General features: G+C 72.0%; 23 protein-coding genes. 10 read left to right on the top strand and 13 right to left on the bottom strand.

Going from position 1 to position 26,521, the window contains the following annotated elements; translation table 11 throughout:
* Positions 1 to 2: 2 nt before the first annotated feature.
* Positions 3 to 764, top strand: a complete 762-nt coding sequence (locus D1648_RS00950) for an SDR family NAD(P)-dependent oxidoreductase (RefSeq protein WP_122938922.1) — start codon at positions 3 to 5, stop codon at positions 762 to 764.
* A gap of 1 nt (position 765) precedes the next feature.
* Here the strand turns inward: D1648_RS00950 and D1648_RS00945 are convergent, their stop codons facing one another.
* Genes D1648_RS00945 through D1648_RS00935 form a run of 3 tightly spaced genes read right to left on the bottom strand, consistent with a single transcriptional unit; the run spans position 766 to position 4,026 of the window.
* Complete coding sequence (locus D1648_RS00945) at positions 766 to 2,328, bottom strand: tripartite tricarboxylate transporter permease (RefSeq protein WP_122938921.1); 1,563 nt, start codon at positions 2,326 to 2,328, stop codon at positions 766 to 768.
* A 1-nt stretch (position 2,329) separates the two neighbouring features.
* Positions 2,330 to 2,977: a tripartite tricarboxylate transporter TctB family protein gene (locus D1648_RS00940; protein ID WP_122938920.1), complete on the bottom strand. Its 648-nt coding sequence runs from the start codon at positions 2,975 to 2,977 to the stop codon at positions 2,330 to 2,332.
* The gene (locus tag D1648_RS00935; protein WP_122938977.1) at positions 2,974 to 4,026 is read right to left on the bottom strand and encodes a tripartite tricarboxylate transporter substrate binding protein; all 1,053 of its coding nucleotides are present in this window, start codon (positions 4,024 to 4,026) and stop codon (positions 2,974 to 2,976) included. The genes D1648_RS00940 and D1648_RS00935 overlap by 4 nt, the downstream gene beginning before the upstream one ends.
* A gap of 285 nt (positions 4,027 to 4,311) precedes the next feature.
* Between D1648_RS00935 and D1648_RS00930 the strand changes: the two genes are divergently transcribed.
* From D1648_RS00930 to D1648_RS00920, 3 genes are all read left to right on the top strand, one after another.
* A complete protein-coding gene (locus D1648_RS00930) occupies positions 4,312 to 5,256 on the top strand; it encodes a LysR family transcriptional regulator (protein ID WP_122938919.1) in 945 nt (314 codons plus the stop codon).
* A 203-nt stretch (positions 5,257 to 5,459) separates the two neighbouring features.
* A complete protein-coding gene (locus tag D1648_RS00925) occupies positions 5,460 to 6,566 on the top strand; it encodes a 2-keto-3-deoxygluconate permease (RefSeq protein ID WP_241155300.1) in 1,107 nt (368 codons plus the stop codon).
* Between the two features lie 7 nt (positions 6,567 to 6,573).
* A complete protein-coding gene (locus tag D1648_RS00920; protein ID WP_122938917.1) occupies positions 6,574 to 7,842 on the top strand; it encodes a nitrate/nitrite transporter in 1,269 nt (422 codons plus the stop codon).
* On the opposite strand, the gene D1648_RS00915 is transcribed toward D1648_RS00920, so the two are convergent.
* From D1648_RS00915 to D1648_RS00870, 10 genes are all read right to left on the bottom strand, one after another.
* Positions 7,817 to 8,611, bottom strand: coding sequence for an SDR family NAD(P)-dependent oxidoreductase (locus tag D1648_RS00915; protein WP_122938916.1), 795 nt, complete (start codon positions 8,609 to 8,611; stop codon positions 7,817 to 7,819). The two genes, D1648_RS00920 and D1648_RS00915, sit on opposite strands and share 26 nt — an antisense overlap.
* Positions 8,608 to 9,609, bottom strand: a complete 1,002-nt coding sequence (locus D1648_RS00910; RefSeq protein WP_122938915.1) for a 2-hydroxyacid dehydrogenase — start codon at positions 9,607 to 9,609, stop codon at positions 8,608 to 8,610. Before D1648_RS00910 ends, D1648_RS00915 begins: the two co-directional genes overlap by 4 nt.
* Positions 9,606 to 10,910 (bottom strand): alpha-hydroxy acid oxidase, encoded by a 1,305-nt coding sequence (locus D1648_RS00905; RefSeq protein ID WP_122938914.1) that lies wholly within the window; start codon positions 10,908 to 10,910, stop codon positions 9,606 to 9,608. The genes D1648_RS00910 and D1648_RS00905 overlap by 4 nt, the downstream gene beginning before the upstream one ends.
* Positions 10,911 to 10,982: 72 nt before the next feature.
* Positions 10,983 to 11,873: an NAD(P)-dependent oxidoreductase gene (locus D1648_RS00900; protein ID WP_122938913.1), complete on the bottom strand. Its 891-nt coding sequence runs from the start codon at positions 11,871 to 11,873 to the stop codon at positions 10,983 to 10,985.
* A gap of 40 nt (positions 11,874 to 11,913) precedes the next feature.
* Entirely contained in the window at positions 11,914 to 13,275 is a 1,362-nt protein-coding gene (locus D1648_RS00895; RefSeq protein WP_164518522.1) for a four-carbon acid sugar kinase family protein, read from the bottom strand.
* A gap of 43 nt (positions 13,276 to 13,318) precedes the next feature.
* Positions 13,319 to 14,719 (bottom strand): GntP family permease, encoded by a 1,401-nt coding sequence (locus tag D1648_RS00890; RefSeq protein WP_122938911.1) that lies wholly within the window; start codon positions 14,717 to 14,719, stop codon positions 13,319 to 13,321.
* Between the two features lie 183 nt (positions 14,720 to 14,902).
* Positions 14,903 to 15,874 (bottom strand): 3-hydroxyacyl-CoA dehydrogenase family protein, encoded by a 972-nt coding sequence (locus tag D1648_RS00885; RefSeq protein WP_122938910.1) that lies wholly within the window; start codon positions 15,872 to 15,874, stop codon positions 14,903 to 14,905.
* Positions 15,875 to 16,057: 183 nt separating this feature from the next.
* Positions 16,058 to 17,413 (bottom strand): MFS transporter, encoded by a 1,356-nt coding sequence (locus tag D1648_RS00880; protein ID WP_206424747.1) that lies wholly within the window; start codon positions 17,411 to 17,413, stop codon positions 16,058 to 16,060.
* Positions 17,414 to 17,657: 244 nt separating this feature from the next.
* Positions 17,658 to 18,461 (bottom strand): SDR family NAD(P)-dependent oxidoreductase, encoded by an 804-nt coding sequence (locus D1648_RS00875; RefSeq protein WP_122938909.1) that lies wholly within the window; start codon positions 18,459 to 18,461, stop codon positions 17,658 to 17,660.
* Between the two features lie 34 nt (positions 18,462 to 18,495).
* The gene (locus tag D1648_RS00870; RefSeq protein WP_122938908.1) at positions 18,496 to 19,425 is read right to left on the bottom strand and encodes a sugar phosphate isomerase/epimerase; all 930 of its coding nucleotides are present in this window, start codon (positions 19,423 to 19,425) and stop codon (positions 18,496 to 18,498) included.
* Positions 19,426 to 19,549: 124 nt separating this feature from the next.
* Here D1648_RS00870 and D1648_RS00865 point away from each other — a divergent pair, with 124 nt between their 5' ends.
* The 6 genes from D1648_RS00865 to D1648_RS00840 all read left to right on the top strand — a co-directional run.
* Entirely contained in the window at positions 19,550 to 20,299 is a 750-nt protein-coding gene (locus D1648_RS00865; protein WP_122938907.1) for a FadR/GntR family transcriptional regulator, read from the top strand.
* Positions 20,300 to 20,566: 267 nt separating this feature from the next.
* Positions 20,567 to 21,409, top strand: a complete 843-nt coding sequence (locus tag D1648_RS00860) for a sugar phosphate isomerase/epimerase (protein WP_122938906.1) — start codon at positions 20,567 to 20,569, stop codon at positions 21,407 to 21,409.
* Between the two features lie 145 nt (positions 21,410 to 21,554).
* Positions 21,555 to 22,457, top strand: coding sequence for a phosphogluconate dehydrogenase C-terminal domain-containing protein (locus tag D1648_RS00855; RefSeq protein WP_122938905.1), 903 nt, complete (start codon positions 21,555 to 21,557; stop codon positions 22,455 to 22,457).
* A gap of 63 nt (positions 22,458 to 22,520) precedes the next feature.
* The gene (locus D1648_RS00850) at positions 22,521 to 24,035 is read left to right on the top strand and encodes an SLC13 family permease (protein WP_122938904.1); all 1,515 of its coding nucleotides are present in this window, start codon (positions 22,521 to 22,523) and stop codon (positions 24,033 to 24,035) included.
* A gap of 184 nt (positions 24,036 to 24,219) precedes the next feature.
* Entirely contained in the window at positions 24,220 to 25,935 is a 1,716-nt protein-coding gene (locus D1648_RS00845; protein ID WP_122938903.1) for a dihydroxyacetone kinase family protein, read from the top strand.
* Between the two features lie 236 nt (positions 25,936 to 26,171).
* Positions 26,172 to 26,521: RpiB/LacA/LacB family sugar-phosphate isomerase (locus D1648_RS00840; protein WP_164518529.1), on the top strand; the 350-nt coding region annotated here is incomplete at its 3' end.

Here is a 26,521-nt window from a genome sequence, read left to right as displayed (position 1 = left end):
CCATGACTGCTGCATCCGAGCTGGAATTCGCCGGACTCACGGCCATCGTGACCGGGGGCGGCGCCGGCATCGGCGCGGCCACGATCCGTGCGCTCCAGGCACGCGGCGCCGCGACCGCCGCCCTCGATCTCGACCCGAGCGGCGCTCCGGAGGGTGCGCTGCGGATCCAGGTCGACGTCACCGACACCGCAGCGGTGCGCGCCGCCGTGGACCGTGCGGCCGAGGAGCTCGGCGGGATCGACATCGTCATCAACAACGCCGGCATCGGCGCCCAGGGCGAGGTCGACGCGAACGACGACGCCGAGTGGGCGCGCGTGCTCGACGTGAACGTGGTCTCGGTGGCCCGCGTGACCACCGCCGCGCTCCCCCACCTGCGCCGCTCCGAGGCCGCCGCGGTCGTGAACACCGCATCGATCGCCTCGGTGCTCGGCCTGCCCGATCGGGTGCTCTACTCCGCCTCGAAGGGCGCAGTGCAGTCGATGACCCTCGCGATGGCGGCGGACTGGGTCGCCGACGGGATCCGCGTCAACGCCGTGGTCCCGGGCACGGCGAACACGCCCTGGATCGGCCGCCTCCTCGAGAAGGCCGACGACCCGGAGGCGGAGCGCGCCGCGCTGGACGCCCGCCAGCCCCACGGGCGGCTGGTCGAGCCGGAGGAGGTCGCCGAGGCGCACTGCTATCTCGCCTCGCCGCGCAACCGCTCGACCACCGGCGTGCTGCTGCCGATCGACGGCGGGATGACGAACCTGCGCACGCGCAGCTGAGTCAGGCCCCCGCGGGAGTGCGGCCCTCGGCCCCCTGCCGCGACACCGCCCTCTCGGCGCGACGTCCCAGCCAGCCCATCAGGGGCACCGAGGCGATCGCGAGGACCACCAGCACGATGAGCACTGCGCTGATCGGGCGGGTGAAGAACTGCGTGAGGTCCCAGTTCGTCTTGATCACCGACTGCATGAAGTTCCGCTCCACGATCGGGCCCAGGACGATGCCGAGCACCACCGGTGCGAGCGGGATCCCGCCCTTCTCGAACAGATAGCCCATCACCCCGAACAGGACCATGAGCCCGATCTCGAGGTAGCCGTTGTTGATGGCGAAGGCCCCGCAGATCGAGATCGCGACGATCAGCCCCATGAGGATCGAGCGCGGGATGCGCAGCACCATGCCCGAGACGCGGATCAGCAGGAAGCCGAGCGGGAGCAGCAGCAGGTTGGCGACGATGAAGATGATGTAGAGCGAGTACAGCGTGTCGGTCTGGTAGAGGAACAGGTCCGGACCGGGCGTGATGCCCTTGACCAGCAGCACGCCGATGAGGATCGCCGTGATGGTGTCCCCGGGGATGCCGAAGGCGAGGGTCGGCACGTAGGCGGAGGCGATCCCGGCGTTGTTCGCGCTGGAGGCACCGCTGATCGCCTCGATGCGCTGATCATCCGCAGCCTCCTTCTCGCTCCTGCCCCTGCCCGGACGGACCCGGCTCGTGGAGCGGGTGACGGCGTAGGCGATCCAGGCCGCGATGTCCGCGCCCGCGCCGGGCAGCGCGCCGACGACGCCGCCGATCACCGAGCCGGAGCCCACTCGTGCCCTGTTCCGCCAGATGCCCCTCAGGGTCGGCCGGATCGTGCCCCTGCCCTCCATCTTCGGGATCGGCATCGAGTCGCCGCGCCTCGCCGTGACCGCGCGCAGCACCTCGGAGAGCCCGAACAGGCCGATCATCGCGGCGATGAAGTCCACACCCCGGTACAGCTGCTCCTGACCGAAGGTGAAGCGCGGATGCCCGAGCGTCACGTCCAGACCGACCGTGGAGACGAGCAGTCCCGCCATCAGCGCGATCCCGCCCTTGAGCTGCGACCCCTTGGAGACGATGACCGCTGCGGTGAGTCCGAGCACGGCCACCCAGAAGTACTCGTAGCTCGTGAAGCGCAGGGCGAACTCCCCGAGGATCGGGGAGACGAAGATGAGCAGCACGGACCCGAAGAGTCCGCCGAGGACCGAGGCGACCAGCGAGATGCCCAGGCCGATCGTCCCCTTCCCGTTGCGGGTCAGGGCGAAGGCGTCCTCGGTGTAGGCCGCCGAGGAGGGGGTGCCGGGGATCCGCAGCAGCGCGCTGGGGATGTCGCCGGCGAAGATCGCCATCGCGGACATGGTGATGATCGCCGCGATCGCCGGGACCGGGTCGAGGAAGAAGGTGAAGGGCACCAGCAGAGCCGCCGCGAGCGTCGCGGTCATCCCCGGCAGCGCGCCGATCACCAGTCCGAACACGGCCGACAGCACGACGACCAGGATCGTGGTCGGATCGGCGACCAGCAGCAGGGCGCTCTCGACATCCTGGATCATCTCAGAACCCCCTGATCAGGCCGTCGGGGAGCTGCACCAGCAGCACCTGCTCGAACAGCCCCCACAGCCCCAGGGAGGCCAGGACGCCGGTGAGGACCGCTGCGAGCCAGGAGGCCCGAAGTGACCGCACGATGGCGATGACCAGCAGCGCCATGGTGATCGGGAAGCCCAGCACCGGTGCGAGCAGCACGTAGGCGAGGATGCCTACCAGGAGGATCGCGCCGTTGATCCAGCGTCGAGGCCCGTCGGAGCCGACGTCGGTGTCCATCACGCCGGCGGTCTCGAGCGCCTCGACCGGGGTGTCCCCGTCGGCGTCCTGGACGGCCGCCCCGGGCAGGGCGAAGGCCTCGGACCCGTCCCCGTCCCCGGGCGCGGCGGCGCCCCCGCCGGCGCCGGCCCGGTGCCGACGGCGCCCCTCCCGGCGAGCGCCGATCCAGGTGGACAGCGGGAGCAGCACGCCGAAGAGGATCAGCAGGCCGCCGATCATCATCGGGAACAGGCCGGGGCCGGGGATCCCCTCGCGGATGTACGGCATGGAGGCGCCGTAGGGGATGACGACCGCCCCGGCGAGCACCGAGAGGACGCCGATGAGGAGGTTCTGCCGCAGCGGCCCGCGCGGGGGCGTCGAGATCGGATCGGCGGCGGTCACTCGGCCAGCCCCGCCTGCTCCATGACCTCGCCCTTCTGCACGTCGTCCTCGCGCATCAGGGTCTGGAAGTCCTCCGCTCCGGCGTACTTCACGCCGAGCCCCGAGTCGGCCATGAACTGGGTGAACTCCTCGGACTCCGCGATCAGGCCGAGGTGGCACTCGAGCTCCTCGACGACGTTCGCGTCCAGGCCCTTCGGCCCGGCGATCCCCCGCCAGACGGACATCGAGTAGTCCGAGCCGAGCTGCTCCTCGAGGGTCTCGACGTCGGGGAAGTTCGGGTCGCGCTCGGTGCCCATCACGCCCAGCGCCTTGGCGCGATCGGAGTCGAGCATGGTCTTCGACTCCCCGAGCGCATTGGTGGTCATGTCGATGCCGCCGGCGACGAGCTCCTGGAGGGCCGGCGCCGCACCGTCGGAGGGCACGAAGTTCACCGCGTCGACCGGGAGGTCGTTGTCCAGCAGCATGCCCAGCAGCGCCAGGTGCCAGATGCCGCCCTGGCCGGTCCCGGAGGCCGTGACCTCGCCGGGATGCTCCTCGATGTAGCTCAGCAGGTCCTCGGCGGTCTCCCATTCGGCGTCGGCGGCGACGGTGATCCCCGCGCCGTCCTCGTTCATCTGCGAGATCGCGGCGAGGTCCTCGCCGCTGATGTCGGTCAGGCCCTGGTGGTGCATCATCCCGATCTCGACGGTGACCAGGCCGATCGTCTGACCGTCGGGCTCGGCGTCCACCATCGCCTGATGGCCGACGACGCCCGAGCCGCCGGTGCGGTTGACGACGTTGACGTTCGTGCCGAGCTGGCCGGAGAGCTGGTCGCCGATGAGCCGGGCGACGCCGTCGGTGCCGCCGCCGGCCGCCCAGGGCACGATGAGCTCGACGGGACCGCTGGGGTAGTCGGGGGCGATGTCGTTGCAGCCCTGGATCGCCTCGGAGTCGGCACCGCCTCCGCCTCCGGCGCCGCCTGAGCATCCGGCGGCGACGAGGGCGAGCGCGGCGAGGCCGGCGATACCGGAGACCAGGCTGCGGGAGCGGGGGCGGGGGGTGTGCGTCATGACGGACTCCACTTCGTCGTGCGGGTCGAGGACGGTCACGACGAGGCGGGCTCCTCCGCACTGCGGCGTGCGGGGAAGGGCTGGAGGCCTCGTCGTCGAGGTGCTCAGAAAGCTACCAACGAGGTCGTCGCGGCTCGGCGTGGCGGCGATCCGCGATCGCGAAATCCTATATCCGAGATTGGTAAGATGCGTCACAGACGGCGGCTGACCTGCGCCGACGACGACAGCTCACGAGGCCGCGAGATCAGATCGTGACCCGCCCGCACCCGACCTGAGAGGACCCCTGTGCCCCGCATCGAGCAGACCGACTGGCTGGAGACCTTCGTGGCCGTCGTCGACCACGGGAGCTTCTCCGCCGCGGCACGGGCCCTGCACCGGGCGCAGTCCCGGGTGAGCACCCACGTCGCCGCTCTCGAGCGCGCCCTCGGCGGGATCCTGGTCGATCGGAGCCATCGCCCCGTGCGCCCGACCGAGCTCGGCAGCGCCTTCCTCCCCCATGCCCGCGAGGTGCTCGCGGCGCTCGAGCGCGGGGCAGAGGCGGTCGACGAGCACTCCGGCACGCTGCGCGGGCGCGTGGTCATCGGCTGCCATCCGAGCGTGAGCGCGGGGTTCCTCCCCGGAGTGCTCGCGGCGGTCCACGCCGAGCACCCGCAGCTGCGGGTCCAGCTGACCGAGCACACCACCCCCGACCTGGTCTCGGGCATCGCCGCCGGTCGCTTCCACATCGCGATCCACTCGCTCGCCTCCGACCCGCCCTCCGACGACCTGCTCAGCGTGCACCTGTGGACCGAGCACTTCGTGGCCGTGGTGCCGCCGGGCCATCCGCTCCTTCCCGTAGACGACCAGGTGCGCGAGCCGCTGGACCCGCACGGCCTCACCGAGCACCCGCTGATCGCGATCGCCCGGCCCGGTGCCGCCGTCGACCCCGACACGGGCGGTGCGCTGAGCGCCTGGGGGCTGGAGATCCCGCTGGCCTGGCAGTCCGAGCAGCCGCAGTCGGTGGTGAACCTGGCCCGGGCGGGGCTCGGTGTCGGGGTGTTGAACGCCCTGGCGGCGCGCATCAGCGACACGACCGGGATGGTCGTCGCTCCCGTCGGCTCCCTGGCGGAGGGACGCCAGGTGGCGGCGACCCGGGATCGACGCTCGGCGCCCTCGCCGAGCGTCGACGTCGTCTTCCGCGCGATCCTCGCGGCCGCCCCGCCGGCCGGGGTCCGTCCCGCGCAGCGCTGATCCACGCAGGGTGGCGCTGATCCACGCAGGGCGGCGCTGATCGTCGGCGCGCGGCGCCGGGACACCCGGCACGGGGCTGGTGGTTGACGCCCCGCCGCGCACCGTAGATCCTATAGTCCTGCTGCCTCGGGCTCTCCGGCCCTGACCGAGCGGGCAGCACCCACCGCGCCGACCTTCTCGTGATGAGGCAAGAAGGAGTTTCCGTGACCGACCGCTCCCCCGATCCCTCGACGCTCCGCTCCCCTCTGTACGGCACGATGGACCGCATCCCCGGCGGCACCATGGTGATCCCGCTCGTGCTCGGCGCGATCGTCGGCACCACCGCGCCCGGCGTCCTCGAGCTCGGCAGCTTCACCACCGCCCTCTTCGCCACCCCGATGCCGCTGATGGCGCTGGTCATCTTCGCGACCGGCATGCAGATCACGCCTCGCTCGATCGGCCCGGTCGCCGGCACGACGGGCGCGATCCTGCTGGGCAAGACCCTCGTCCCCGGCCTGCTCGTGGTGGGCCTCGGCTTCACCGTGGGCCTGGACGGCCTGCTCGGGATCTCGATCCTCGCGATGCTCGCGACCTTCGACAACTCCAACGGCGGGATCTGGCTCGCCTTCACGGGCAAGTACGGCACGCGCACCGACCGCGGCGCCTACGTCGCCTCCGCAGTGAACGACGGGCCCTTCTTCACGATGCTCTTCATCGGCGCGGCGGGCCTCGGCTCCATCCCGCTGGACGCCTTCGCTGCCGCCATCATCCCGCTCGTGCTCGGGATCGTGGTGGGCAACATCGACCACCGCTGGACCGAGATCCTGCGACCGGTCCCGGCGATCGTGATCCCCTTCTTCGCCTTCGGCCTGGGCACCGGCATCGACATCAGCGCGATCCTCACCGGCGGGATCACCGGGATCGTGCTCGGCCTGCTCGTCACGCCCTTCACCGGCGGCACCACGTACCTCGCCTACCGCTTCCTGCTGCGCCGAGGGAAGCGCTCCGGGATCGGCTTCGCCGCCGGGACCGCGGCGGGGAACTCGATCGTCACCCCCGCGATCATCGCCTCCGCGGATCCCCGCTTCGAACAGTACGTGGACGTCGCGACAGTCCAGGTCGCGACCGCGGTGCTGATCTCGGCGATCACCGCCCCGCTCATCGCCGCCTGGTTCCTGCGCCGCCACGGAGCGCTGAGCAACCCGGACGAGGACGGCCTCGACGAACGCGGCGAGCCGCTACCCGCCGCGGCAGGTGCGGGAGTCCACGCGGCCGCCGAGCCAGGACAGGGCCGCGACGAGGACCTCGACCCCGCCACCGGACGCCGCTGATGCATCGATGACCGGCCCGCGTCCCCGCCTCACCCGCGCCCACCTGGTCTGGGCGGTCGGGGTGTTCGCCTACCTCTGCGCCGTCTCCGGGCGTGCGGCCTTCGGCGTCGCCGGGGTCGAGGCCTCAGCGCGTTTCGGCGTGGACGGGACGGTGCTGAGCCTGTTCGGCGTGGTGCAGCTGGGCACCTACGCCGCGGCCCAGATCCCCGCCGGCCTGCTGCTGGACCGGATCGGGCCGCGCCGGATGCTGGTCCTCGGGGCGGTGACGATGGCGGTGGGGCAGCTGCTGCTCGCTCTCGCGACCGGGGTGCCGGTGGCGCTGCTGGGGCGGCTGCTGACCGGCATGGGTGATGCGGCCACGCTGATCAGCGTGGTCCGGCTGATCGCGAGCTGGTTCCCCACCGGGCAGGTGCCGGTGTTCACGCAGCTCGCGACCATGATCGGCCAGTTCGGGCAGGCGGTCGCCGCGGTGCCCTTCCTGGCCCTGCTGCTCGGCGCGGGATGGACCGCTGCCTGGTCTGGGCTCGCGCTCCTGCTGCTGCTCAGCGTGCTGCTCGCGCTCGCCCTCGTGCAGGACGCGCCGCCCGAGGAGCCGGGCGCCGCGGTGCCTCAGCGGGCGCGCGCAGGGGCGCTCCTGCGCGCCGTGTTCACCTCGCGCCCGGCGTGGTCGGGATTCTTCCTCCACGCGCTCACCCTCACGACGGTCAACGCCTTCATGTTCCTGTGGGGCGTCCCGTTCCTCACCGAGGGGCACGGGCTCGGCGCGGCCGAGGTGGGGGCGCTGCTGACCCTGAACGTCGTGGTGATGGTGGCTCTCGGCCCTCTCATCGGGCTCCTCACCGGCCGCTTCCCGCAGCACCGGGTGCTGCTCGGCGGGATCGCGGGAGCGATCCTCGTCCTGGCCTGGACCGCGATCCTGCTCATCCCGACGCCGCTCACGGCCTGGCAGCTGGTGCCGCTCATGGTCGCGCTCGCGGTCGGCTCGGCGACCTGCTCCGTCGGCTTCGACCTCGCCCGCACCGGGGTGCCGACGCGCGCGATCGGCACCGCCACCGGGATGGTGAACATCGGCGGGTACTCCACCTCGCTGCTCGCGGTGCTGCTGATCGGCGTCGTTCTCGACCTGCGCGCCCCCGACGGCGCGGCGACGCTCGGGGACTATCGCACGGCCTTCGCCTCGACGGGCGTGCTCATGGCCGCCGTCGCGCTCGGGCTGCTGCTCACCGGTCGCACCGGTGCCGGCTCGTCCCTCACCCGACCCGCAGGCCGCCGTTGAGGTTGTAGGTCGCTCCTGTGGTGAAGCCGCCGTGGGCGCCGACGAGATAGGCGACCAGCTCGCCGAGCTCCTCGGTGGTGCCGAGCCGTCCCACGGGGGTGCGGGCCACGAACTGCTCGCGCCGCTCCCCCTCGAGGCGCCCGCCCATGATGTCGGTGTCGATGTTCGCCGGGGCGATCACGGCGGTGGTGACGCCGGTGCCGGCCGTCTCCTTCGCCAGGCCGCGCAGCAGCCCCTCCACCCCGGCCTTCGAGGCGGCGTAGGCGCTGGTGGAGTAATTGCCGCCGCCGTCCTGCGCGGCGGTCGAGCCGATCGCGAGAATCCGCCCCAGGCCCTGGTCGAGCATGCCGGGCAGCACGCGGCGGGCGAGGTGGAAGGTGCCCAGGGTGTTGATGCGCAGGGTCCGTTCGAACGCCGCGCTGGTCATCTCCAGGAAGGGGGTGGGGTTCGCGATGCCCGCGCAGGAGACGAGCGCCCCGACGGCGGGCGCTCCCTCGTCCTGCTCGACGGCGGTGAGCGCCGTGTCGACCGAGGCCTCGTCGGCGATGTCTACGCGCGCGGTGACCACGTGCGGCGCCCCGGCCGCGCGGGCCGCCTCGGCAGCGGTGACGAGGCCGTCCTCGTCGAGGTCGAGCAGGGCGAGGGGGCGGCCGTGCCGGGCGAGGGTGAGGGCCACCCCTCGGCCGATGCCGCGCTCCGAGGCGGCGCCGGTGATGACGCAGGTGAGGCGTTCGATGCGGGCCTCGTCGGCGGCGGAGCGCTCGCTCATCGCTCGGCCTCCGTCCTGCTGCGCGGTGTGTTCACGACGTTCTGCGGGGCCCGTCCGGCGGCGACCGCGCGCACCTCGGCGAGCGCCTCCGCACCGGTCGCGGCGGCGAAGTCCGCGGTCCAGCACAGCGCGTGCGGGGAGAGCACCACGTTCTCGAGCCCGATCAGGGGGCTGTCGGCCGGGAGCGGCTCGACCTCGAAGACGTCGAGGCCGGCCCCGGCGATCGTGCCCTCCTGCAGGGCGGTGATCAGCGCGCCCTCGTCGACCACGGCGCCGCGGGCGATGTTGATGAGGAAGGCGGTGTCCTTCATCATCGCGAGCTCGCGCGCGCCGATCAGGTGGCGGGTACCGGAGTTCGCGGCGACGGTGAGGATGAGGTGGTCGCTGCGGGAGATCACCTCGTCGAGCTCGAGCTGCTCGATCCCGACCTCGGCGCAGAACTCGGGGCGTGGGGAGCGGTTCCAGGCGATGACCTCGAGGTCGAGGGCGCGCAGCTGGCGCACGGTCTCCTGCCCGATCCCGCCCAGGCCCACCATGCCGATCGTCGCGGCGCCGAGCCCCGGGCCGCGGAACTCTGCCTTGCGGCCCCAGTCCGCCTCGCGCACCAGGCGGTCCTTGGGCAGCAGGGAGTGGGCGAGGGCGAAGAGGAAGGTCAGCGCGGTGTGCGCCATCGGCACGCGCAGCCCGGTGGGGGCGTTGGTGACGGTGATGCCGCGCTCGTCGCAGGCCTCGAGGTCCACCGCGTCGAAGCCGGCGCCGAAACGGGCCACGTGACGCAGGGTGGTGACCCCCTCGAGCTGGGCGCGGCCCAGCGGGGTGCCGCTGAGCAGGAGCACGGCGTCATAACCCTCGAGGGCGCCCGGGCGGATCGGCGTCTCGACGAGGGACCAGTCGATGCCGTCCTGGGCGAGGCCGCACAGGCCGATGTCGCCGTAGATGGTGGAGCCGTCGGCCTCGGCGTAGTCGGCGGTGACGGCGAGCTTCCAGGGGGTGCTCATGCGCGGGACTCCTCTCGGGCGGGGACGGCTGTGGCGTCGGGGGCGGCGGTCTCGGGCTCGCGGTGCATGCCCTGGCCGTGCCAGGCCTCGGGGTACTCGACGAAGCCGCGGTCCAGGGAGGCGATGCTGGTCGCGCCGAGCTGGCCCATGGCCAGCTCGAGCTCCTCGTCGAGGATCTCGATCGCGCGCTGCACGCCCTTCTCCCCCGCGGCGGCGTTGCCGTAGCCCCAGGCGCGGCCCACGGAGACGAGGTCGGCGCCGACGGCGAGGGCCTTGGCGATGTCGTCGCCCGTGCGCACCCCGGAGTCGAACACGACGGTCATCTCCGCGCCGACCTCGTCGACGATCCGCGGCAGCGCGCGGATGCTGGAGGGCGAGGAGTCGAGCTGGCGGCCGCCGTGGTTGGAGACGTAGATGCCGTCGGCGCCGGCGTTGCGGGCCCGGCGGGCGTCCTCGGGGGTGAGGATGCCCTTGATGTACAGCGGGCCGTCCCAGCGCCGCCGCACCTCCTCGATCTTCTCCCAGGTCAGGGTGAGGTTCGCGAGGTACTTGGCGACGAACTCCTGGTGGGAGACGGCGTTGTCGCCCTGGATCTGGTCCTTGAGGTTGCGGAAGCCGATCGTCGGCGGGCGCATGATCGAGCGGGTCCAGTCGAGGTGGCGGACCGCCTGCACGGCGTTGCGCGGGGTGATCCTCGGGGGGATGGACATGCCGTTGCGGTGGTCGCGGTACCGCTTGCCGTTCAGGGGCACGTCGACGGTGACGACGAGCGCCTCGGCGCCGATCCCCTCGGCGCGGGAGATGAGGTTCTCGACGATGGCGTCGGACTTGTACATGTACAGCTGGTACCAGAGCGGGCCGGTGGCCTGCTCGGCGAGCTCCTCCATCGTCCAGTTCGAGGCGGTGGAGATGGTGAAGGGGATGTTCGCGCGGCCCGCGGCGCGCACCGCGCCGAGCTCGCCCTCCCCGCCGATCATGCGCTGCAGGCCGAGGGGGCCGAGCACCCAGGGCCGCTGGAGGTCCATGCCGTCCACGCTCGTGGCGGTGTCGATGCGGGAGATGTCGGTGAGCCAGCGGGGGCGGAAGCGCACCTCGCGCAGGTCCTCGACGTTCGACTCGAGGGTGATCTCGTGGTTGGAGGCGCCGTCGACGATGTCGAAGGCCATCGTGGGAAGGCGCCTGCGGGCGAGGCGGCGGAGGTCCTCGATCGAGGGGGCGGAGGCCACCGGGTCGAGGCGGAAGCCTCCCGCGGCGAGCATCTTCGCGAAACCGAGGGCTCCGCTGAGCCGGGTCTCTGCCATGGTGTCTCTCTCCTTCGAGCGTGGGGATGGTTCAGGTCGGGGCCCGGTCGGGCGGGCCCCGGCGGGGTCGGGTCAGGGTTCCGGGTCGCCGCCGCGGAGCACCTGGTAGACGATCGAGTCGTCGCGGCGGTCCCAGCCGAGCTCGCTGCCGCGGCGGAAGAGGCCCTGGGCCGAGGCGGCCAGCGGCACCTCCTGGGAGACCTGGGCGGCGGTCTCGGTGACCAGCCCCATGTCCTTGACGAAGATGGTCAGGGCGGAGCGGACGTCGTCGAAGGCGCCGTCGACCATGCGCCGGCCGCGATCCTCGAACATGAAGGAGGCGGCCGCGCCGGTGCCGAGCACCTCGTGGACCTGGTGGAGGTCCAGGTCCATCGCGTCGGCGAGGGCGAGCGCCTCCCCCGCGGCGGCGATGTGCACCCCGCACAGCAGCTGGTTGACGATCTTGAAGCGCTGGCCGTCGCCGGGGCGGGGGCCGACGACGGGGGCGTTCGAGGCGAGGGCGTCCAGCACCGGGCGCACGGCGGCGACGTCCGCCTCCGCGCCGCCGACCATGACCAGCAGGTCGCCGTCGGCCGCGCGGGCGGCGCCGCCGGAGACGGGCGCGTCGACGATCCGGGAGGTGACCGGGGCGAGCCGGGCCGCGGCCGCGTCGACGGCGGCCGGGCCCACGGTCGACATGATCAGCAGCACCGTCTCGCCGGTGAGCTCGCTCGCGATGCCGTCCTCGCCGAAGAGCACCTCGTCCAGCTGCTCGGGGGTCGCGACCATGACCGCGACGACGTCCGCGCCGCGCACGGCCTCGCGCGCCGTCGCGGCGGTGGCGGCGACCTCGGCGATCGCCTCGCGCGCGGTGGGGAAGAGGTCGTAGGCGGTCAGGGGCAGGCCGGCCCCGGCGAGGGCGCGGGCCATGGGGGCGCCGATGGCGCCCAGTCCGATCCAGGCGACGACGGGGGCGGTGGTCATCGTGAGCTCCTCGGGGTGGGGCGTCGTGGACGGGCGGGGGTCAGCGGGCGGCGACGGCGGCGGCGAGCACATCGACCACATCGGCCAGCGCCTCCTCGCCGCCGACGTTGCCGGGGAAGACGACGTAGGGGGCTCCCATCACCTCGGCGGGTGCCTCCTGGGCGGAGAACAGCGAGACCTGCCCGGGCCAGAACTGCCCCTCGACGCGGGCGCGGCGGATCCCGAGTCCCTTCTCGGCGACCTCGTGGGAGGTGATCCCGCCCTTGGCGACGACCCAGGCGGGCTTCGCCCCGCGCACCCGTCGCACCACCTCGACCACGGCGTCGGAGACGCTGCGGGCGATGGCGAGGGACTCGGCGGGGTCGTCGGCGGCCACCAGGTCGCGGCTGGTGTAGACGACGCAGTCGGAGCTCGCGAGGGTCTGCTGCGCCCGCGCGGCGACCTCGGCGAGATGCTCCTCGCGGCGGGCGTCGAGCACGGAGGGGACGTGGATCTCGAGCTCGGCCAGGGTGCCGCGGCGCTGCACGGCGCGCAGCTGCGTGGTGGTCAGGCCGACGTGGGAGCCGACGACCACCAGGCCGTGGTCGAGGCGCCCCGACGGGATCTCGATCGAGGCCGGGTCGACGACCTCGGCGCCGTGCTGGCCGACCAACGGGCGCACGAAGGACGGGGCGCAGCGGGTGACGAAGGTGCGCCCCTCCGCCTCGAGCCCGGCCATCGCCTCGGCGACGACCTCGAGGTCCCCGTACTCGGTGGCGTTGACGACCACCCAGCGGCGGTCGCGGGCGGCGGCGAGGAGCTCCCGCACCCGCGCGGCGCCGCCCTCGCGGATGTCGGCGAGGGAGAGGGACAGGACCTCGCCCGCGCGCACCGCGCCTCCGGAGCGCTCCTCGAGGAAGTCCCGCAGGTCGGAGCTGCTGAACCCGAAGGTGGCGTCGCGGGCGAAGTCCGTCCGCGCCACCTCGACCGCCTCCCCGTCGACGCGTGCGTAGTGCACGTCGCCCTCGGTGAAGCGCCCGGCCTCGAGCATCGCGGGGCACAGCACGATCGCATCGACGTCGATGCCGCGCGCGCCGAGCTCGTCGGCGATCGCCATGGGCTCGGCGATCACGTGCCCGCGCAGGGTCGAGTCCGAGCGGGAGACGACGTGCAGCCCCGCCGGGGGCACTCCCCCGTCGAGCACCCCGGCGAGGACCCGGCGGTTCAGCGCGACGGCCTCCGCCTCGTCCAGCGCGCGAGTGTTCGTCAGGACGAAGCAGGCGCTGCCCGGCTCGGCGAGGGCGCCGACGGGGATCGCGGGGTCGAGGTCGAAGGCGACGTCGATCCCGGCGACGCACTGCGAGCCGGTGGGGTCGTCGTCGAGGATCAGCAGGCGACGGTCAGCGGGTGCGGTGACGGACACGGGGCCTTCTTCCAGGAGCGGGGCGGGAGGGGACGACCGCAGGCTACGCGGCGATCACGAAGACGACCGAGGACAGGGCGAAGCCGAGCAGCGAGATCGTCGTGCCGACCAGCGACCAGGTCTTGAACGTGGTGACGGTGTCGAAGCCGCAGAACTTGCCGATCAGCCAGAAGCCGGAGTCGTTCACGTGCGACCAGCCGATGGAGGCGGCGCCGATCGCGACGACGACGGCGGCGACCGCGACGGCCCCGAAGTCGCCGGCCATGATCGCCGGGGCCATGATCGACGCGCCGGTGGTCGCGGCCACGGTCGCCGAGCCCTGCGCGATGCGCATCGCCATGGTCACGAGATAGGCGGCGATGATCAGCGGCAGCCCCATCTGGTCCAGGCCCTCGGCGACCTCGCCGCCGATCCCGGTCTCGGTGAGGATCGCGCCGAAGGCACCGCCCGCACCGGTGATCAGGATGATCGAGCACACCGGCGCCAGCGCGTCGTCCACGAGCTCCTCGAGCAGTCCGCCGACGGGCTTCCCCGCGCGGCGGCGCGGGAGGACGAACAGCAGCAGCATCGCCACCAGCGCGGACAGCGCCATCGCGACCGGGGTCGCGCCGATCAGGCGGGAGAGCTGGAGGAGGACGTTCTCGTCGGTGACCGAGCCGGCCGCCTCCATGGTGGACAGCCCCGTGTTGAAGAAGATCAGCACCAGCGGCATGAGCAGGACCAGCAGGATCGCGCCGAAGGCAGGCCGCTCCTCGACGGGGACGTCGCGGGGCTCGCCGAGCAGGGCCGGGACGGGGGTGTCCGGGAACCGCCTGGCGATCACGCGCGCTACGAGGTAACCGCCGAAGTACCAGGTGGGCAGGCCGATGAGGAGGCCCACGACGATCACGAGGCCGACGTCGGCGCCCATGACGGTCGCGGCGGCGGTGGGCCCCGGGTGCGGGGGCAGGAGCGCGTGCATCATCATGAACGACGCGATCGAGGGCAGCACGTAGAGCATGAACGAGCCGCCCAGGCGCCGGGCGACCGTGTAGATCACCGGCAGCATCACGATGAAGCCGGCGTCCAGGAAGATCGGGAAGGCGTAGAACAGCGAGGCGACGGCGAGGGCGAGCGGCGCCCGCTTCTCCCCGAAGGTGTCGAGCATCTTGTCGGCCAGCACCTGCGCGCCGCCGGTGATCTCGATGAGCCGGCCCAGCACGGCGCCGAAGCCGACCAGCAGGGCGACGGTGCCGACGGTCGTACTGAACCCTCCGATCACCACGTCGATCACGTCGCCGACGCCGATGCCGGCGGCGAGGCCCGTGAGCACGGCGACGATGAGCAGGGAGAAGAAGGCGTGCAGGCGCGTCTTGATGATGAGGAACAGCAGGACGGCGATCGCGACGACGGCGATCGTCAGCAGCAGCCACACGGGCCGATCTGCGAGGACGAGGTCTTCCATGGGCGTCTCCGTTGACGAGGGTGATGGTGGTGGGCGAGATGCGGAGCGGAGAAGAGCGGAGCAGGGCCTTGCCGGGCCCGGCCGCCGCCCGGGGAATGTGCATTTCTGAACCGCTTTCGAGCCGGAAGCGGCTCAGAAATACACATCTCTCGAAGGCGCGGTGCCGTGCACGGCGCGGCCTGCTCAGCCCTCGGAGGGCGAGGCCTTCGGGGCGGGGCCCAGCTCGGCCAGGAGCTGGGACATCTTGGCGTAGGCCTTGTTGCGGTAGGCGATGAGCTCCGCGGAGGTCGCCTCGTCGTAGTCGCCCAGCAGGCCCCTGCCGTTCTTGACGCCCTTGCGGTCCGCGGCGACGGCGTCGGTGAGGATCTTCGGGGTGGCCAGGCGGTCGCCGAAGGCGTCCTCGAAGGTCACGAAGCAGTTCGCGTAGACGTCCAGGCCCGCCTGGTCGGCGATCGCGAAGGGTCCGAAGAAGCCCAGGCGGAAGCCGAAGGTGGTGCGGACGATGGTGTCGACGTCTTCGGCGGTCGCGACGCCCTCCTCGACGATGGAGGTGGCCTCCTTCAGCAGCGCGTACTGGAGGCGGTTGAGCACCATGCCGGGGGTGTCGGCGACCTGGGCGCCCTGGTTCCCGGACCTCTCCAGCAGCTCCTTGACCGCGGCGACGGTCTCGGCCGTGGTGGCCTCGCCCGCGACGAGCTCGACGCCGGGGATGAAGGGGGCGGGGTTGGAGAAGTGGACGGTGAGGAACCGCTCGGGGTTCTTCACGGCGCTGACCAGCTCCCCCACCGGGATGGTCGAGGTGTTGGTGCCGATGATCGCGTCGGGGCGGGCGTGGGCGGAGATCGTGCCGAGCACGTCGCGCTTGACGTCGAGGCGCTCGAAGACGGCCTCCTCGATGAAGTCGACGTCGGCGACGGCCTCCTCGATCGTCTTGCCGGCGGTGATGTTCTCCGCGACGAGCTCGGCCGAGCCGGGGGAGAACAGGCCCTGCTCCTCGAACTCGCGCGCCTCGCGCTGCAGACGCTCGAGGGACGCGTTCGCGGTCTCGACGCTGACGTCGGCGATGGTGACGTCGAAGCCGGCGATGGCGAGGACCTGGGCGATACCGCCGCCCATGTAGCCGGCGCCGACGATGGTCACGGTGGAGATGGTCATTCGGGGGACTCCTTCATCCGGGGCGCCGCTCGGTCGGCGGCGCAGTCACGCGGGTGGGCACCTCCTCGAGGCGCTCCCGGTGGGCTCGTGCAGTCGAGCCTAGTATTCCTATTGGATATTGACCAGGGGTGGCCGCGGGCCGGCCCGGAGGCGGTCCGCGGCCGGGGACCGGTCACGCCCCGGTCACGCGGCCGTCACGCCCCGTCGGCGATCGTGCGCGTCGAACAGGCGGGTGCCGGCGAGGAACAGCGCGCCCAGCAGCGGCATGACGGCGAGCATCAGCAGCCCCGCGGACTCGGTGCCGAAGACGTCCACGACCCACACGCGCAGATTCGGCGCCACGAAGCCACCCAGGTTGCCGACCCCGTTGATGAGGCCGATCGAGGAGGCCAGCGCCGCACCCGAGAGGTAGGAGGTGGGGATGTTCCAGAAGATGGGCTGGGCGGAGCAGAAGCCGATGGCGGCCAGGCACAGCCCGATCATCACGAGCACCGGGTTCCCGAGCAGGCCGGTGATCAGCAGCCCCGCCCCGGAGACGACGAGCAGCACGGTGGCGATGTCGCGGTAGTTGCCGGACCTGTCGGCGAAGCGGCCCGAGAAGAAGTTCGCGAGCAGGCCCATGACCCACGGGATCGCGAAGAGCAGCCCGACGATCAGGCCGACGTCGCGCCCGGCGATTCCTGCGATCTGGCGGGGCAGGAAGAAGGTCAGACCGTACACGGAGACCTGGATCGTGAAGTACACGAAGCAGAAGTAGAGGATGCGCCCGTTGACCAGGGCCCGCCACCAGCTCAGCCCGTGCGTCTCCTGCTTCTGCTCGTGCTCGGCGTCGAGGGTGGCCTGCAGCTCGGTGCGCTCGGTCTCGGTGAGCCAGGCGGCCTTCGCCGGACGGTCTGTGAGGTAGAAGAACGCGACCACGCCGACGACGACCGCGATGAGACCCTCGATCATGAACATCCACTGGTGGCCCCACAGGCCCAGGAAGCCGTCGAGCTCCATCAGGGCGCCGGAGAGCGGACCGCCGACGATGTTCGCGATCGGTAGGCCCATGTAGAACAGCGCGGTCGCCTGCGCGCGGCGGCGGCGCGGGAACCAGTAGGTGAGGTAGAGGATCACGCCCGGGAAGAAGCCGGCCTCGGCGACGCCGAGCAGGAACCGCAGGATGTAGAACATCGTCGGCCCGGTGGTGAACATGAACAGGGTCGCGACGATGCCCCAGGTGATCATGATCCGCGCCATCCACCAGCGCGCCCCGACCTTGTGCATGATCAGGTTCGACGGCACCTCGAAGACCGCGTAGCCGATGAAGAACAGTCCGGCGCCGAAGGCGTAGGCGGCGGTCGAGAGCCCGGCATGGATCTCGAGCGACTCCTCGGCGAAACCGATGTTGGTGCGGTCGATGAAGGCGATGACGTACATCAGCAGCAGGAACGGCAGCAGCCGCTTCAGCGCCTTGCGCGTCGCGGACTTCGTCGCGGGGGTGTAGGCCTCGTCGCCCTGGGCGACGGAGGTCCCCCGCGGGATGGAGCTGGTGGACACGGAATCTCCTTCTGGTGAGCTCGACGATGAGCGGGCTCGGCGGTGAGCGGGCGGCGGCTCGGAGGGAGCTGCCCCACCGGCCCCGGGGATCCGGAGAGGTGGCGGCGTGCCGCATGAGGGGGTCGTGCGATGCCGTGCTGAGGCATGCTGCGCGGCGTGGGGCCGGCCGCCGCGGTCGGCGGTCGGCCCCACGGGAGGGAAGCGGTGGTCGGGTCGGGGCGGTCCCCTGCGCCCGTCCAGCGGGTCAGTGCATGTGCTTGCCGCCGTCGACGTTGATCGACGTGCCGCTCACGAAGCTCGAGTCCTCGCCGACGAGGAACGCGATCAGGCCGGCGACCTCCTCGGGCTGCCCCACGCGCTGCAGGGGGATGTTCGAGCTCATCCCCTCCTTGCGCTCGTCGGTGAGGGTGCCGCCCATGATGTCGGTGTCGATCGGTCCGGGGAGGATGACGTTCGCGGTGATCCCGTACTGGCCGAGCTCGCGCGCGAAGCCGCGGGTCAGGCCCTGCACGGCGGCCTTCGCGGCGGCGTAGCCGGTCTTGGAGAAGGTGCCGCCGCCGTCGAGGGCGGTGATCGAGGCGGTGTTGACGATGCGCCCGCCCACGCCGCCGTCGATCATGCGCGTCGCCGCAGCCTGGGTCATCAGCAGCGTGCCCTTGGCGTTGACGTCCATGACGCGGTCCCAGATCTCCGAGGTGAGCTCGAAGAAGGAGTGCGGGCTGGGGATCCCGGCGAGGTTCACCAGGCCCACCACCTGCGGCAGCTCCGCGTCGATGCGCGCGAAGGCGGCGTCGACCGAGGCCTGGTCGGAGATGTCGACGCCGACGCCGATCACGGCCACGTCGGACTCGGCGGGCAGCTCGGCGCTCAGCTCGGCCGCGAACTCCTCGACGGCCGCGGCGTCGATGTCGGCCGCGGCGACGCTCCAGCCCTCGGCCAGCAGCTTGCGGACGACGCGTCGGCCGATGCCGCGCGGCGCGCCGGCGCCGGTGACGACTGCGGTGCGGCGCGCAGGGAAGGGCTGGATGGTGCGGGTCTCGATGGTCATCTGGGGCTCTCCTTCGAACGGGTGCGGTGGGCGCTCAGGCGTCCTCGGCCAGCGCCGAGCTGAGCACCTGGCGGATGTACTGGACGTTCTCGGCGATCACGCCGAGGGAGTCGGAGCCGTAGTGCTCGCAGCAGAACGGTCCGGTGTAGCCGAGATCCAGGGCGCGGCGGATCACCTGGCGGTAGTTGATGTAGCCGTACTTCAGCGGCATGGGGGCGGTCGAGTAGGCGCCGGTGGCCGGGTCGAGGTCGCGGGTGTAGTTCTTGATGTGCCAGAAGTTCGAGTGCGGCAGCACTTTCTCGAACATGTCCGCCCAGGGCTCGACCTCGCGGTGCAGGCGCACCAGGTTGCCGAGGTCCGGGTTCAGGCCCACGCTCTCGTGGTCGACGTCGCGCAGGAAGGCGACGGCCTCGTCGGCGGTGCCCACATAGGTGTCCTCGTACATCTCGAGGCTGACCTCGATGCCCTGCGCCTTCGCGGCGTCCCCGAGGATCCGGACCCGCTCGATCGCGAGATCGCGCAGAGCTGGGTCGTCGACGTGGCCGTCGGCGAGCCAGAACCAGATCGCTCGGGACTGCTCCTCGGTGAGGGCCTGCATGAAGCCGGTGTTCACCACGGTCACGCCGAGGCTCGGGGCCAGCTCGATGAAGCGCAGCGCATCGGCGAGGTTCTGCTCGCCGCCCTCGACGTCGACGACGGAGTTGCGGGTCATGGAGATCGAGGAGAGGGTCATTCCTTCGCCGTCGAGCACGCGACGGAACTCCTCCACCCGCTCGTCGGAGAGCTTCGCGAGCGGCAGCCAGGCGTCGGTGGGGTCGATCTGGTCGACGCCGAGCTCCTTGACCTGTCGCAGCTGGGAGGCCCAGACGCTCGAGGAGGCCTCGAGGGTGGGAGTGCCGTCCGGCGTGGTGCTGCCGAACGAGAGCATGTTGGCACCGATGGGCCAGTTCTCTGCGGTGAACATCGTCGTCCTTTCACGGGGGTCTCTCGTGCCGTCGATCCTATAGGAACTTGGGGTGGAGGGGAAGCGCGTCGCCGGATCCGCGTCGTCCGAGGGGACACACCCTCCTCTTGGTACCTTTCCAGACATGCCCGCCTTCTCCGACAGCACCTCCGACACCCTCGCCGCGGCGCTGTCCGCCGTCCCCACGGGAACGCCGGTCTCCGGCGTCGCGGGGCAGATGCTCGAGCTGTTCACAGGCGGGGACCTCGAGCCCGGCACGCGACTGCCGCCGGAGCGACAGCTCGCGAGCGCGCTCGGAGTGGGCCGATCCGCGGTGCGCGAGGCGCTCGCGGCGCTCGAGATCCTCGGGATCGTCGACGTGCGCCCCGGCTCCGGCACCTACCTGCGCGGCAGCGCGAGCGAGCTGCTCCCCCAGACCCTCAGCTGGGGCCTCATGATCGGCGAGCGCAGCACCGACCAGCTCATGGAGCTGCGCGCGGGCCTCGAGAGCTACTGCGCGCGCCTGGCCGCCGAGCGGATCGACGCCGAGCAGATCGACGCCCTGCGCGAGTCGATCGAGGGCATGCGCGCGGGCTTCGAGGACCTCGACGCCTTCGTCACCGCGGACGCGGCCTTCCACGCGGTCCTCGGCGTCGCCGCGGGCAACCCGATCGTCACCGACCTGCTCGCCGTGAGCCGGCAGCTGCTGCGCGTCTACAACGACCGCTCGGTGCACGAGGCCGAGGACATGCGCATCGCCCTCGAGGAGCACGCCGCGATCCTCGAGGCGCTCGAGGCGCGGGACGGCGATCGTGCCGCCTCGGCGATGATCGCGCACATGGCCACCGCCCGGGCGCGGATCCTGCACGCCGACGAGAGCGCCGACGCGGGCTGACCCCGCCGCCCGCGGACACCTTCCAGCTCCTCCGAGCTGTCGCTACGGGGATCCATCCCGTCTGAGCTGTCGGAATGACCAGGTGATTCCGACACCTCAGACGGGATGGCCCCGCGCCTCGACACCCGGCGCCCCGAACCGCCCCCGCGCACCCACCCAACCGCCCCGCGCACCCACCCATGGCCAACCGGTTGACCAGTTGGCGTCCGGGGGTCTACCGTGACGGCACCAACCCCCGCACGCCATCACGACGGAGCACCCCGAACGATGAAGATCGGCATCGGCAGCTATTCCCTGTTCTGGGAGTTCGAGAGCCGCAACCCCTCCCCACTCGACATCCCGGGGATGATCGACCGCGCTGCGCAGCTCGGCTGCGACGTCTTCCAGATCTGCGACGACCCCCGCATCGAGCAGCTCGACCCCGCCGGCCTGCACGACCTGCGCGAGCGGGCAGAGCTCCTCGGCATCGAGCTCGAGCTCGGCACCCGCACGATCGGCCGCGAGCACCTGGGCCGCTACGTCGAGATCGCCGAGGCGCTCGGGGCACGGACGCTGCGCTCGATGGTCCAGTCCCAGGAGATCGAGGGCGGCCCCGCCGCCGCGGTCGCCGAGCTGCGCGCCACGCTCCCCCGCCTCGAGAGCGCCGGCATCACCCTGGCCCTGGAGACCTACGAGCAGGTCCCCACCAGGACGCTGCTCGGCCTCGTCGAGGAGCTCGACTCCCCGCACGTGGGGATCTGCCTGGATCCCGCCAACTGCGTCTCCGCGCTCGAGCACCCGAAGGACGTGGTCGAGGCCTGCGCCCCGCGCACCGTGAACCTCCACGTGAAGGACTTCGCCTTCGCACGCCAGGAGGGCTGGGTGGGCTTCACCTACTCCGGCGCCCCGCTCGGCGAGGGCCTGCTCGACCTCGACCACGAGCTGCGCCACGTCTACTCCGGCGACCCCGCCGCGTCGGTCGGAGACCGTGCCCCGTCCGCGATCGTCGAGCACTGGCTGCCCTGGCAGGGCGACCTCGACACCACCGTCGAGACCGAGCGCGCCTGGACCGACCGCACCCTCGCGGCGCTGCGCGACTGGCGCGAGGCGCACCGCCTCTCCCCCGCCTGACCCGTCGGCCGACGACGACCCCGTCGGCCCGCCCCGACCAGCACCGGCCCCGCCGGTCCCCATCCCGCGGCCTCGTGTCGCACCGATCCGCGGCCCCGCCGCCCCCCCACCCGCGACATCCGTCGCGCCGAAGAAGGAGTCACCGATGACCAGCAGCAAGGAACTGAACCCCCTGTACGGAAAGACCGTCGTGCTCGACCCGTCGATCACCGTCGCCGTCGTCGGCGCGGCCGGGAAGATGGGCACCCGCGTCTCCAACAACCTCAACCTCACCGATGCCCCGATCCTCTACGTCGAGGCGTCCGAGGCGGGTCAGCAGCGGCTGAAGGAGCTCGGCCGCGAGGTCAGCACCCTCGAGGACGCCGCCCAGGCGGCCGACGTCGTGATCCTCGCCGTCCCCGACGTGATCCTCGGGAAGCTCTCCGAGCAGGTCGTGCCGCTGATGAAGGACGGCTCGGTGCTGCTGACCCTCGATCCGGCGGCCGCCTACGCCGGCCTGCTCGCCGAGCGCGAAGGCGTCCACCAGGCCTGCGCGCACCCCGCCCACCCGTCGGTCTTCCTCGAGCGCACCACGCCCGACGAGTGGGCCGACACCTTCGGCGGGATCGCCGCGCCGCAGGAGGTCGTGGCCGCCTACGAGGGCGCGGACGAGCAGGTCCGCGACCGCACCGCGGAGGTCATCCGCGCGATCTACGCCCCTGTCATCGACGTGCACTGGGTGACGGTCAAGCAGCTCGCTCAGCTCGAGCCGACCCTGGTGGAGACCACCGGCTGCATGATCGGCCAGTTCCTCAAGGACTCGATGGACCACGCGATCAACGAGGTCGGCATCCCCGAGAAGGCGGTGAAGGCCCTGTTCTACGGGCACATCTTCATCTCGCTGACCAATGCCCTGCGCGGCTCGAACCCGTTCTCCGAGGCGTGCCTGCGCGCCATGGACTACGGCCGCGAGAACATCATCAAGCCCGACTGGGCGAAGGTCTGGGACGACGAGGAGCTCGACACCGTCCTCGCCCAGATGCTGAACCTCGACAAGATCGAGCGCTGACCAGCACATCCACCTGCCGGGGCGGTCGCTGACGATCGCCCCGGCTCTCTCCGAGAGGTTCCGATGGACCCCCTTCTCCTCGTCGGCATCGCGGCCGGCGCGATCGCGATCCTGCTGTTCACCGTCATCAAGCTCAAGTGGCCGGCCTTCGTCGCGCTGCTCTTCGTCGCCGTGCTCACCGCGCTGGCCGGCGGCATCCCCGTCCAGGACGTCGTCCCCCTCATGATCGAGGGCATGGGCGGCACGCTGGGAAGCGTCGCCCTGCTCGTCGGCCTCGGCGCGATGCTCGGCGGCATCATCGAGCGCACCGGCGGCGCCGAGGTCATCGCCCATGCCGCCGCGCGCGTGCTCGGCGAGCAACGCCTGGCCCAGGCGCTGCTGATCGCCTCGGGCCTGGTGGCGATCCCGATCTTCTTCGACGTCGCCTTCATCATCCTGGTCCCGATCATCTTCGCGTTCGCGAAGGCCGCCGGGCACCGCGCACCGATCGCGATCGGCATGCCGGTGGCGGTGTTCATGGTGTTCATCCACAACACCGTCCCGCCGCATCCGGGCATCGTCGGCTCCACGACGCTGCTCGGCCAGGACCTGATGGGGCTGGTGACGCTCTGCGGCATCGTGCTCGCGATCCCGATGTGCGTGCTGGTGCACGTGGTCGGTCGGCGCGTCACGGCGCGGGCCTTCGTGCTCACCTCCGACATCCAGGAGAAGTACGCGGGAGCCGGCGCGGCGGACCTCGCCGCGGTCACCGCGGAGGCCGACGGCAGCCGCCGCGGGGATCGTGCCGCGAGCTCCCGTGCCGCCGCGTCGCGGTCGGCCGACGGGGCGGCCCTCTCCGGCGAGGGCGGCCCGGACACCGCCGGCGGCTCCGCCGTCGCGGTCGCGGACGGCCCCGTCGAGGGGCGGCGTCCCCCGGCCTCGCTCGTCATCGCCCTGATCCTGCTGCCGATCATCCTGATCGCGGTCGGCACCGTCGGCGGGCTCGTGGTCGACGAGGGCTCCACAGCCGCGCACGTGGTCTCCTTCCTGGGTGCTCCGGCCTTCGCGCTCCTGGTCGCGACCCTCGCCGCGATGTACCTGCTGGGCCTCATGCACGGCTGGGGCCGCGCGCAGATCAGCGAGGTCATGGACGCCGCGCTCGGCCCGGCCGCGATCGTCATCCTGGTCACCGGCGCGGGCGGCGTGTTCGCGAAGGTCCTCACCGAGACCGGGGTGGGCGATGCGGTCTCCGGGCTGCTGCTGGATGCGGGCGTGCCGATCCTCCTGCTCGCCTTCCTGGTCGCCCTCGCCTTCAAGGTCGCCCAGGGCTCGGGCACGGTCGCGACGCTCTCCGCGGCGGGGATCGTCCAGGGCACGGTGCTCGCGGGGGACTACTCCTCGCTGCAGATCGCCCTGATCATCCTCGCCATCGGGCTCGGCTCGGTCTCCCTCTCCCACATCAACGACTCGGGTTTCTGGATCGCCACGAAGTTCCTGGGGCTGTCCGTGGCCGACGGCCTGCGCACCTGGACCGTGCTGACCACGGTCCTGGGCTTCACGAGCATGCTCCTGCTGTCGCTGGTGTGGCTGGTGGTCTGACCACCGGTGGATCCGTCCTGCTCCCCCGCCGCGACATCCCATCATCGCAGGAGCCGGGGCGGACGGCCCTGTCCGGCCACGTTCGTTTCCTATAGGATCATGATGGCCGAGGCGTCCCGCGCCCGGCTCCCCCACGACCCCGCGCCGTCGGCCCCCGCACGGCAGCACACGGAGGACCCCCACGATGACGTACCTCTTCAACGACCCGGCCGCCTTCGCCGCCGAGGCGGTCAAGGGCCTGGCCCTGTCCCATCCCGCTCACGTCGCCGTGGTCCACGGCGGCGTGGTCCGCGCGACCGAGACCCCGCAGGGCCAGCCCGCCCTGGTGATCGGCGGCGGCTCCGGCCACTACCCGGCCTTCGCCGGCTGGGTGGGCCCGGGCATGGGGCACGGCGCCCCGTGCGGCAACGTGTTCGCCTCCCCGTCGGCCTCGCAGGTGTACTCCGTCGCCCGCAATGCCGAGAACGGCGGCGGCGTGATCCTCGGCTTCGGCAACTACGCCGGGGACGTGCTGCACTTCGGCGCCGCGGCGGAGAAGCTGCGCGCCGAGGGGATCGACGTGCGGATCGTGAAGGTCAGCGACGACATCGTCTCCAACACGGCCGAGAACCACCGCGACCGCCGCGGCATCGCCGGCGACCTGCCCGTCTTCAAGATCGCCGGCGCCGCGATCGAGGCCGGCGCCGACCTCGCCGAGGCCGAGCGCATCGCCTGGAAGGCCAACGACGCGACCCGCTCCTTCGGCGTCGCCTTCGACGGCCCCACCCTGCCCGGCGCCGGCGAGGCCCTCTTCCACGTCGCCGAGGGGCAGATGGGCGTGGGCCTGGGCATCCACGGCGAGCCCGGCGTACGCGACGAGCCGATCGGCACCGCCGAGGAGATCGCGACGATGCTGGTCGAGGGCGTGCTCGCCGAGCAGCCCGAGCGCACGGACGGCGGCTACCAGGGCCGCGCCGCGGTGCTCGTCAACGGCCTGGGCACCGTGAAGTACGAGGAGCTCTTCGTCGTCTACGCGAAGGTCGCCGAGCTGCTCGAGGCCGCAGGCATCACCCCCGTCCGCCCCGAGGTCGGCGAGCTCGTGACCAGCCTGGACATGGCGGGGCTGTCGCTCACCCTGGTGTTCCTGGACGAGGAGCTCGAGCAGCACTGGCTCGCGCCCGTCGACACCCCCGCCTTCCACCGCGGCGCCATGCCGACGGCGGAGCGCCCGCGCCGCACCTCCTTCTGGGAGGCCGGGACCGACGAGACCCCCGCCGCGAGCGAGGAGTCCCGCGAGGTCGCCGCGAGGATCGCCGCGGTGCTGGACCTCTTCGAGTCCGTGTGCGTGCGCGAGGAGGCCGAGCTGGGCCGCATCGACGCGATCGCCGGCGACGGCGACCACGGCCAGGGCATGGCCTACGGCTCCAAGGGCGCCGCGGCCGCGGCCCGGCAGGCGCTCGAGGACGGCGCCGGGGCCCGCACCCTGCTGGTCCGGGCCGGGGAGGCCTGGTCCGAGTCCGCCGGCGGCACCTCCGGCGCGCTGTGGGGCGCGGCGCTCATCGCGGCCGGTGCCGTCTACGACGACCAGGCCGGGGCGGAGGCGCGCACCGTCGTCGACGCGGTCGACGCGGGCATCGACGCGATCCAGCGCCTCGGCGGCGCCCAGGTGGGCGACAAGACCATGGTCGACGCCGCCGTGCCCTTCCGCGAAGAGCTCGCGAAGGCCTTCAGCGGCGAGAACGCGGCGGATGCGATCCTGCAGGCTGCGGACGTCGCCCGGACCGCGGCCGACGCGACCGCCGACATCACCGCGACCCTGGGCCGCGCCCGAGTGCTCGGCGAGAAGTCGGTCGGCACCCCGGACCCCGGCGCGATCTCCTTCTCGATCCTCATGAAGGAGCTCGGCCAGCATCTGTCCTGACCGTCGGGCACCTGTCCGCGGCCCGGCCCCGGCCGGCGCCGGCCCAACCCTCCCCGGCTCCGGCCCCTCCCCGGGGCCGGGTGGTCCGCGAGTGTCAGGTTCTCAGCCGTTTCCGGCCCGGGAACGGCTGAGATCCTGACACGGGCGGCTCGTCCACGTTTCGCACACCGATCCATCACCGTCACGCGCGTCGGGGTCGTCCCGGCGGCGCATCATCTGATCTGAAGGAGAACATCATGGCTCTGACCATCGTCACCGGCAGCGACAATGCCGGCTACGGCCACAAGTCCGCGCTCAAGGAGCTGCTGGAGAACGACCCCCGCGTGGAGAAGGTCATCGATGTGGGCGTGACCGGCCGTGAGGACGGCACCTACTACCCGAACGTCGCGGTTGAGGCGGCGGAGAAGATCGCCGCCGGCGAGGCGGATCGTGCCCTGCTGGTCTGCGGCACCGGGCTGGGCGTGGCGATCGCGGCGAACAAGGTCTCCGGCGTCCGCGCCGTGACCGCGCACGACCTCTACTCGGTGCAGCGCTCGGTGCTGTCGAACAACGCCCAGGTCCTCACCATGGGCGAGCGCGTGATCGG

Origin of the sequence: Brachybacterium sp. EE-P12 (genome assembly GCF_003711805.1) — a bacterium.
In the GTDB taxonomy this organism is placed as follows: Bacteria; Actinomycetota; Actinomycetes; order Actinomycetales; family Dermabacteraceae; genus Brachybacterium.
The sequence above is the reverse complement of the archived record's forward strand: the minus strand, read 5'-3'. Positions and strand labels throughout refer to the sequence as shown.

Coding starts and splice junctions, on each gene's coding strand:
- D1648_RS00950 (WP_122938922.1), top strand. CDS start 3: ATGACTGCTGCATCCGAGCTGGAATTCGCCGGACTCACGGCCATCGTG.
- D1648_RS00900 (WP_122938913.1), bottom strand. CDS start 11,873: ATGACCACCGCCCCCGTCGTCGCCTGGATCGGACTGGGCGCCATCGGC.
- D1648_RS00885 (WP_122938910.1), bottom strand. CDS start 15,874: ATGACCATCTCCACCGTGACCATCGTCGGCGCCGGCTACATGGGCGGC.
- D1648_RS00850 (WP_122938904.1), top strand. CDS start 22,521: ATGGACCCCCTTCTCCTCGTCGGCATCGCGGCCGGCGCGATCGCGATC.
- D1648_RS00870 (WP_122938908.1), bottom strand. CDS start 19,425: ATGTTCACCGCAGAGAACTGGCCCATCGGTGCCAACATGCTCTCGTTC.
- D1648_RS00875 (WP_122938909.1), bottom strand. CDS start 18,461: ATGACCATCGAGACCCGCACCATCCAGCCCTTCCCTGCGCGCCGCACC.
- D1648_RS00935 (WP_122938977.1), bottom strand. CDS start 4,026: ATGACGCACACCCCCCGCCCCCGCTCCCGCAGCCTGGTCTCCGGTATC.
- D1648_RS00945 (WP_122938921.1), bottom strand. CDS start 2,328: ATGATCCAGGATGTCGAGAGCGCCCTGCTGCTGGTCGCCGATCCGACC.
- D1648_RS00845 (WP_122938903.1), top strand. CDS start 24,220: ATGACGTACCTCTTCAACGACCCGGCCGCCTTCGCCGCCGAGGCGGTC.
- D1648_RS00905 (WP_122938914.1), bottom strand. CDS start 10,910: ATGGCAGAGACCCGGCTCAGCGGAGCCCTCGGTTTCGCGAAGATGCTC.
- D1648_RS00855 (WP_122938905.1), top strand. CDS start 21,555: ATGACCAGCAGCAAGGAACTGAACCCCCTGTACGGAAAGACCGTCGTG.
- D1648_RS00920 (WP_122938917.1), top strand. CDS start 6,574: ATGACCGGCCCGCGTCCCCGCCTCACCCGCGCCCACCTGGTCTGGGCG.
- D1648_RS00910 (WP_122938915.1), bottom strand. CDS start 9,609: ATGAGCACCCCCTGGAAGCTCGCCGTCACCGCCGACTACGCCGAGGCC.
- D1648_RS00890 (WP_122938911.1), bottom strand. CDS start 14,719: ATGGAAGACCTCGTCCTCGCAGATCGGCCCGTGTGGCTGCTGCTGACG.
- D1648_RS00915 (WP_122938916.1), bottom strand. CDS start 8,611: ATGAGCGAGCGCTCCGCCGCCGACGAGGCCCGCATCGAACGCCTCACC.
- D1648_RS00865 (WP_122938907.1), top strand. CDS start 19,550: ATGCCCGCCTTCTCCGACAGCACCTCCGACACCCTCGCCGCGGCGCTG.
- D1648_RS00860 (WP_122938906.1), top strand. CDS start 20,567: ATGAAGATCGGCATCGGCAGCTATTCCCTGTTCTGGGAGTTCGAGAGC.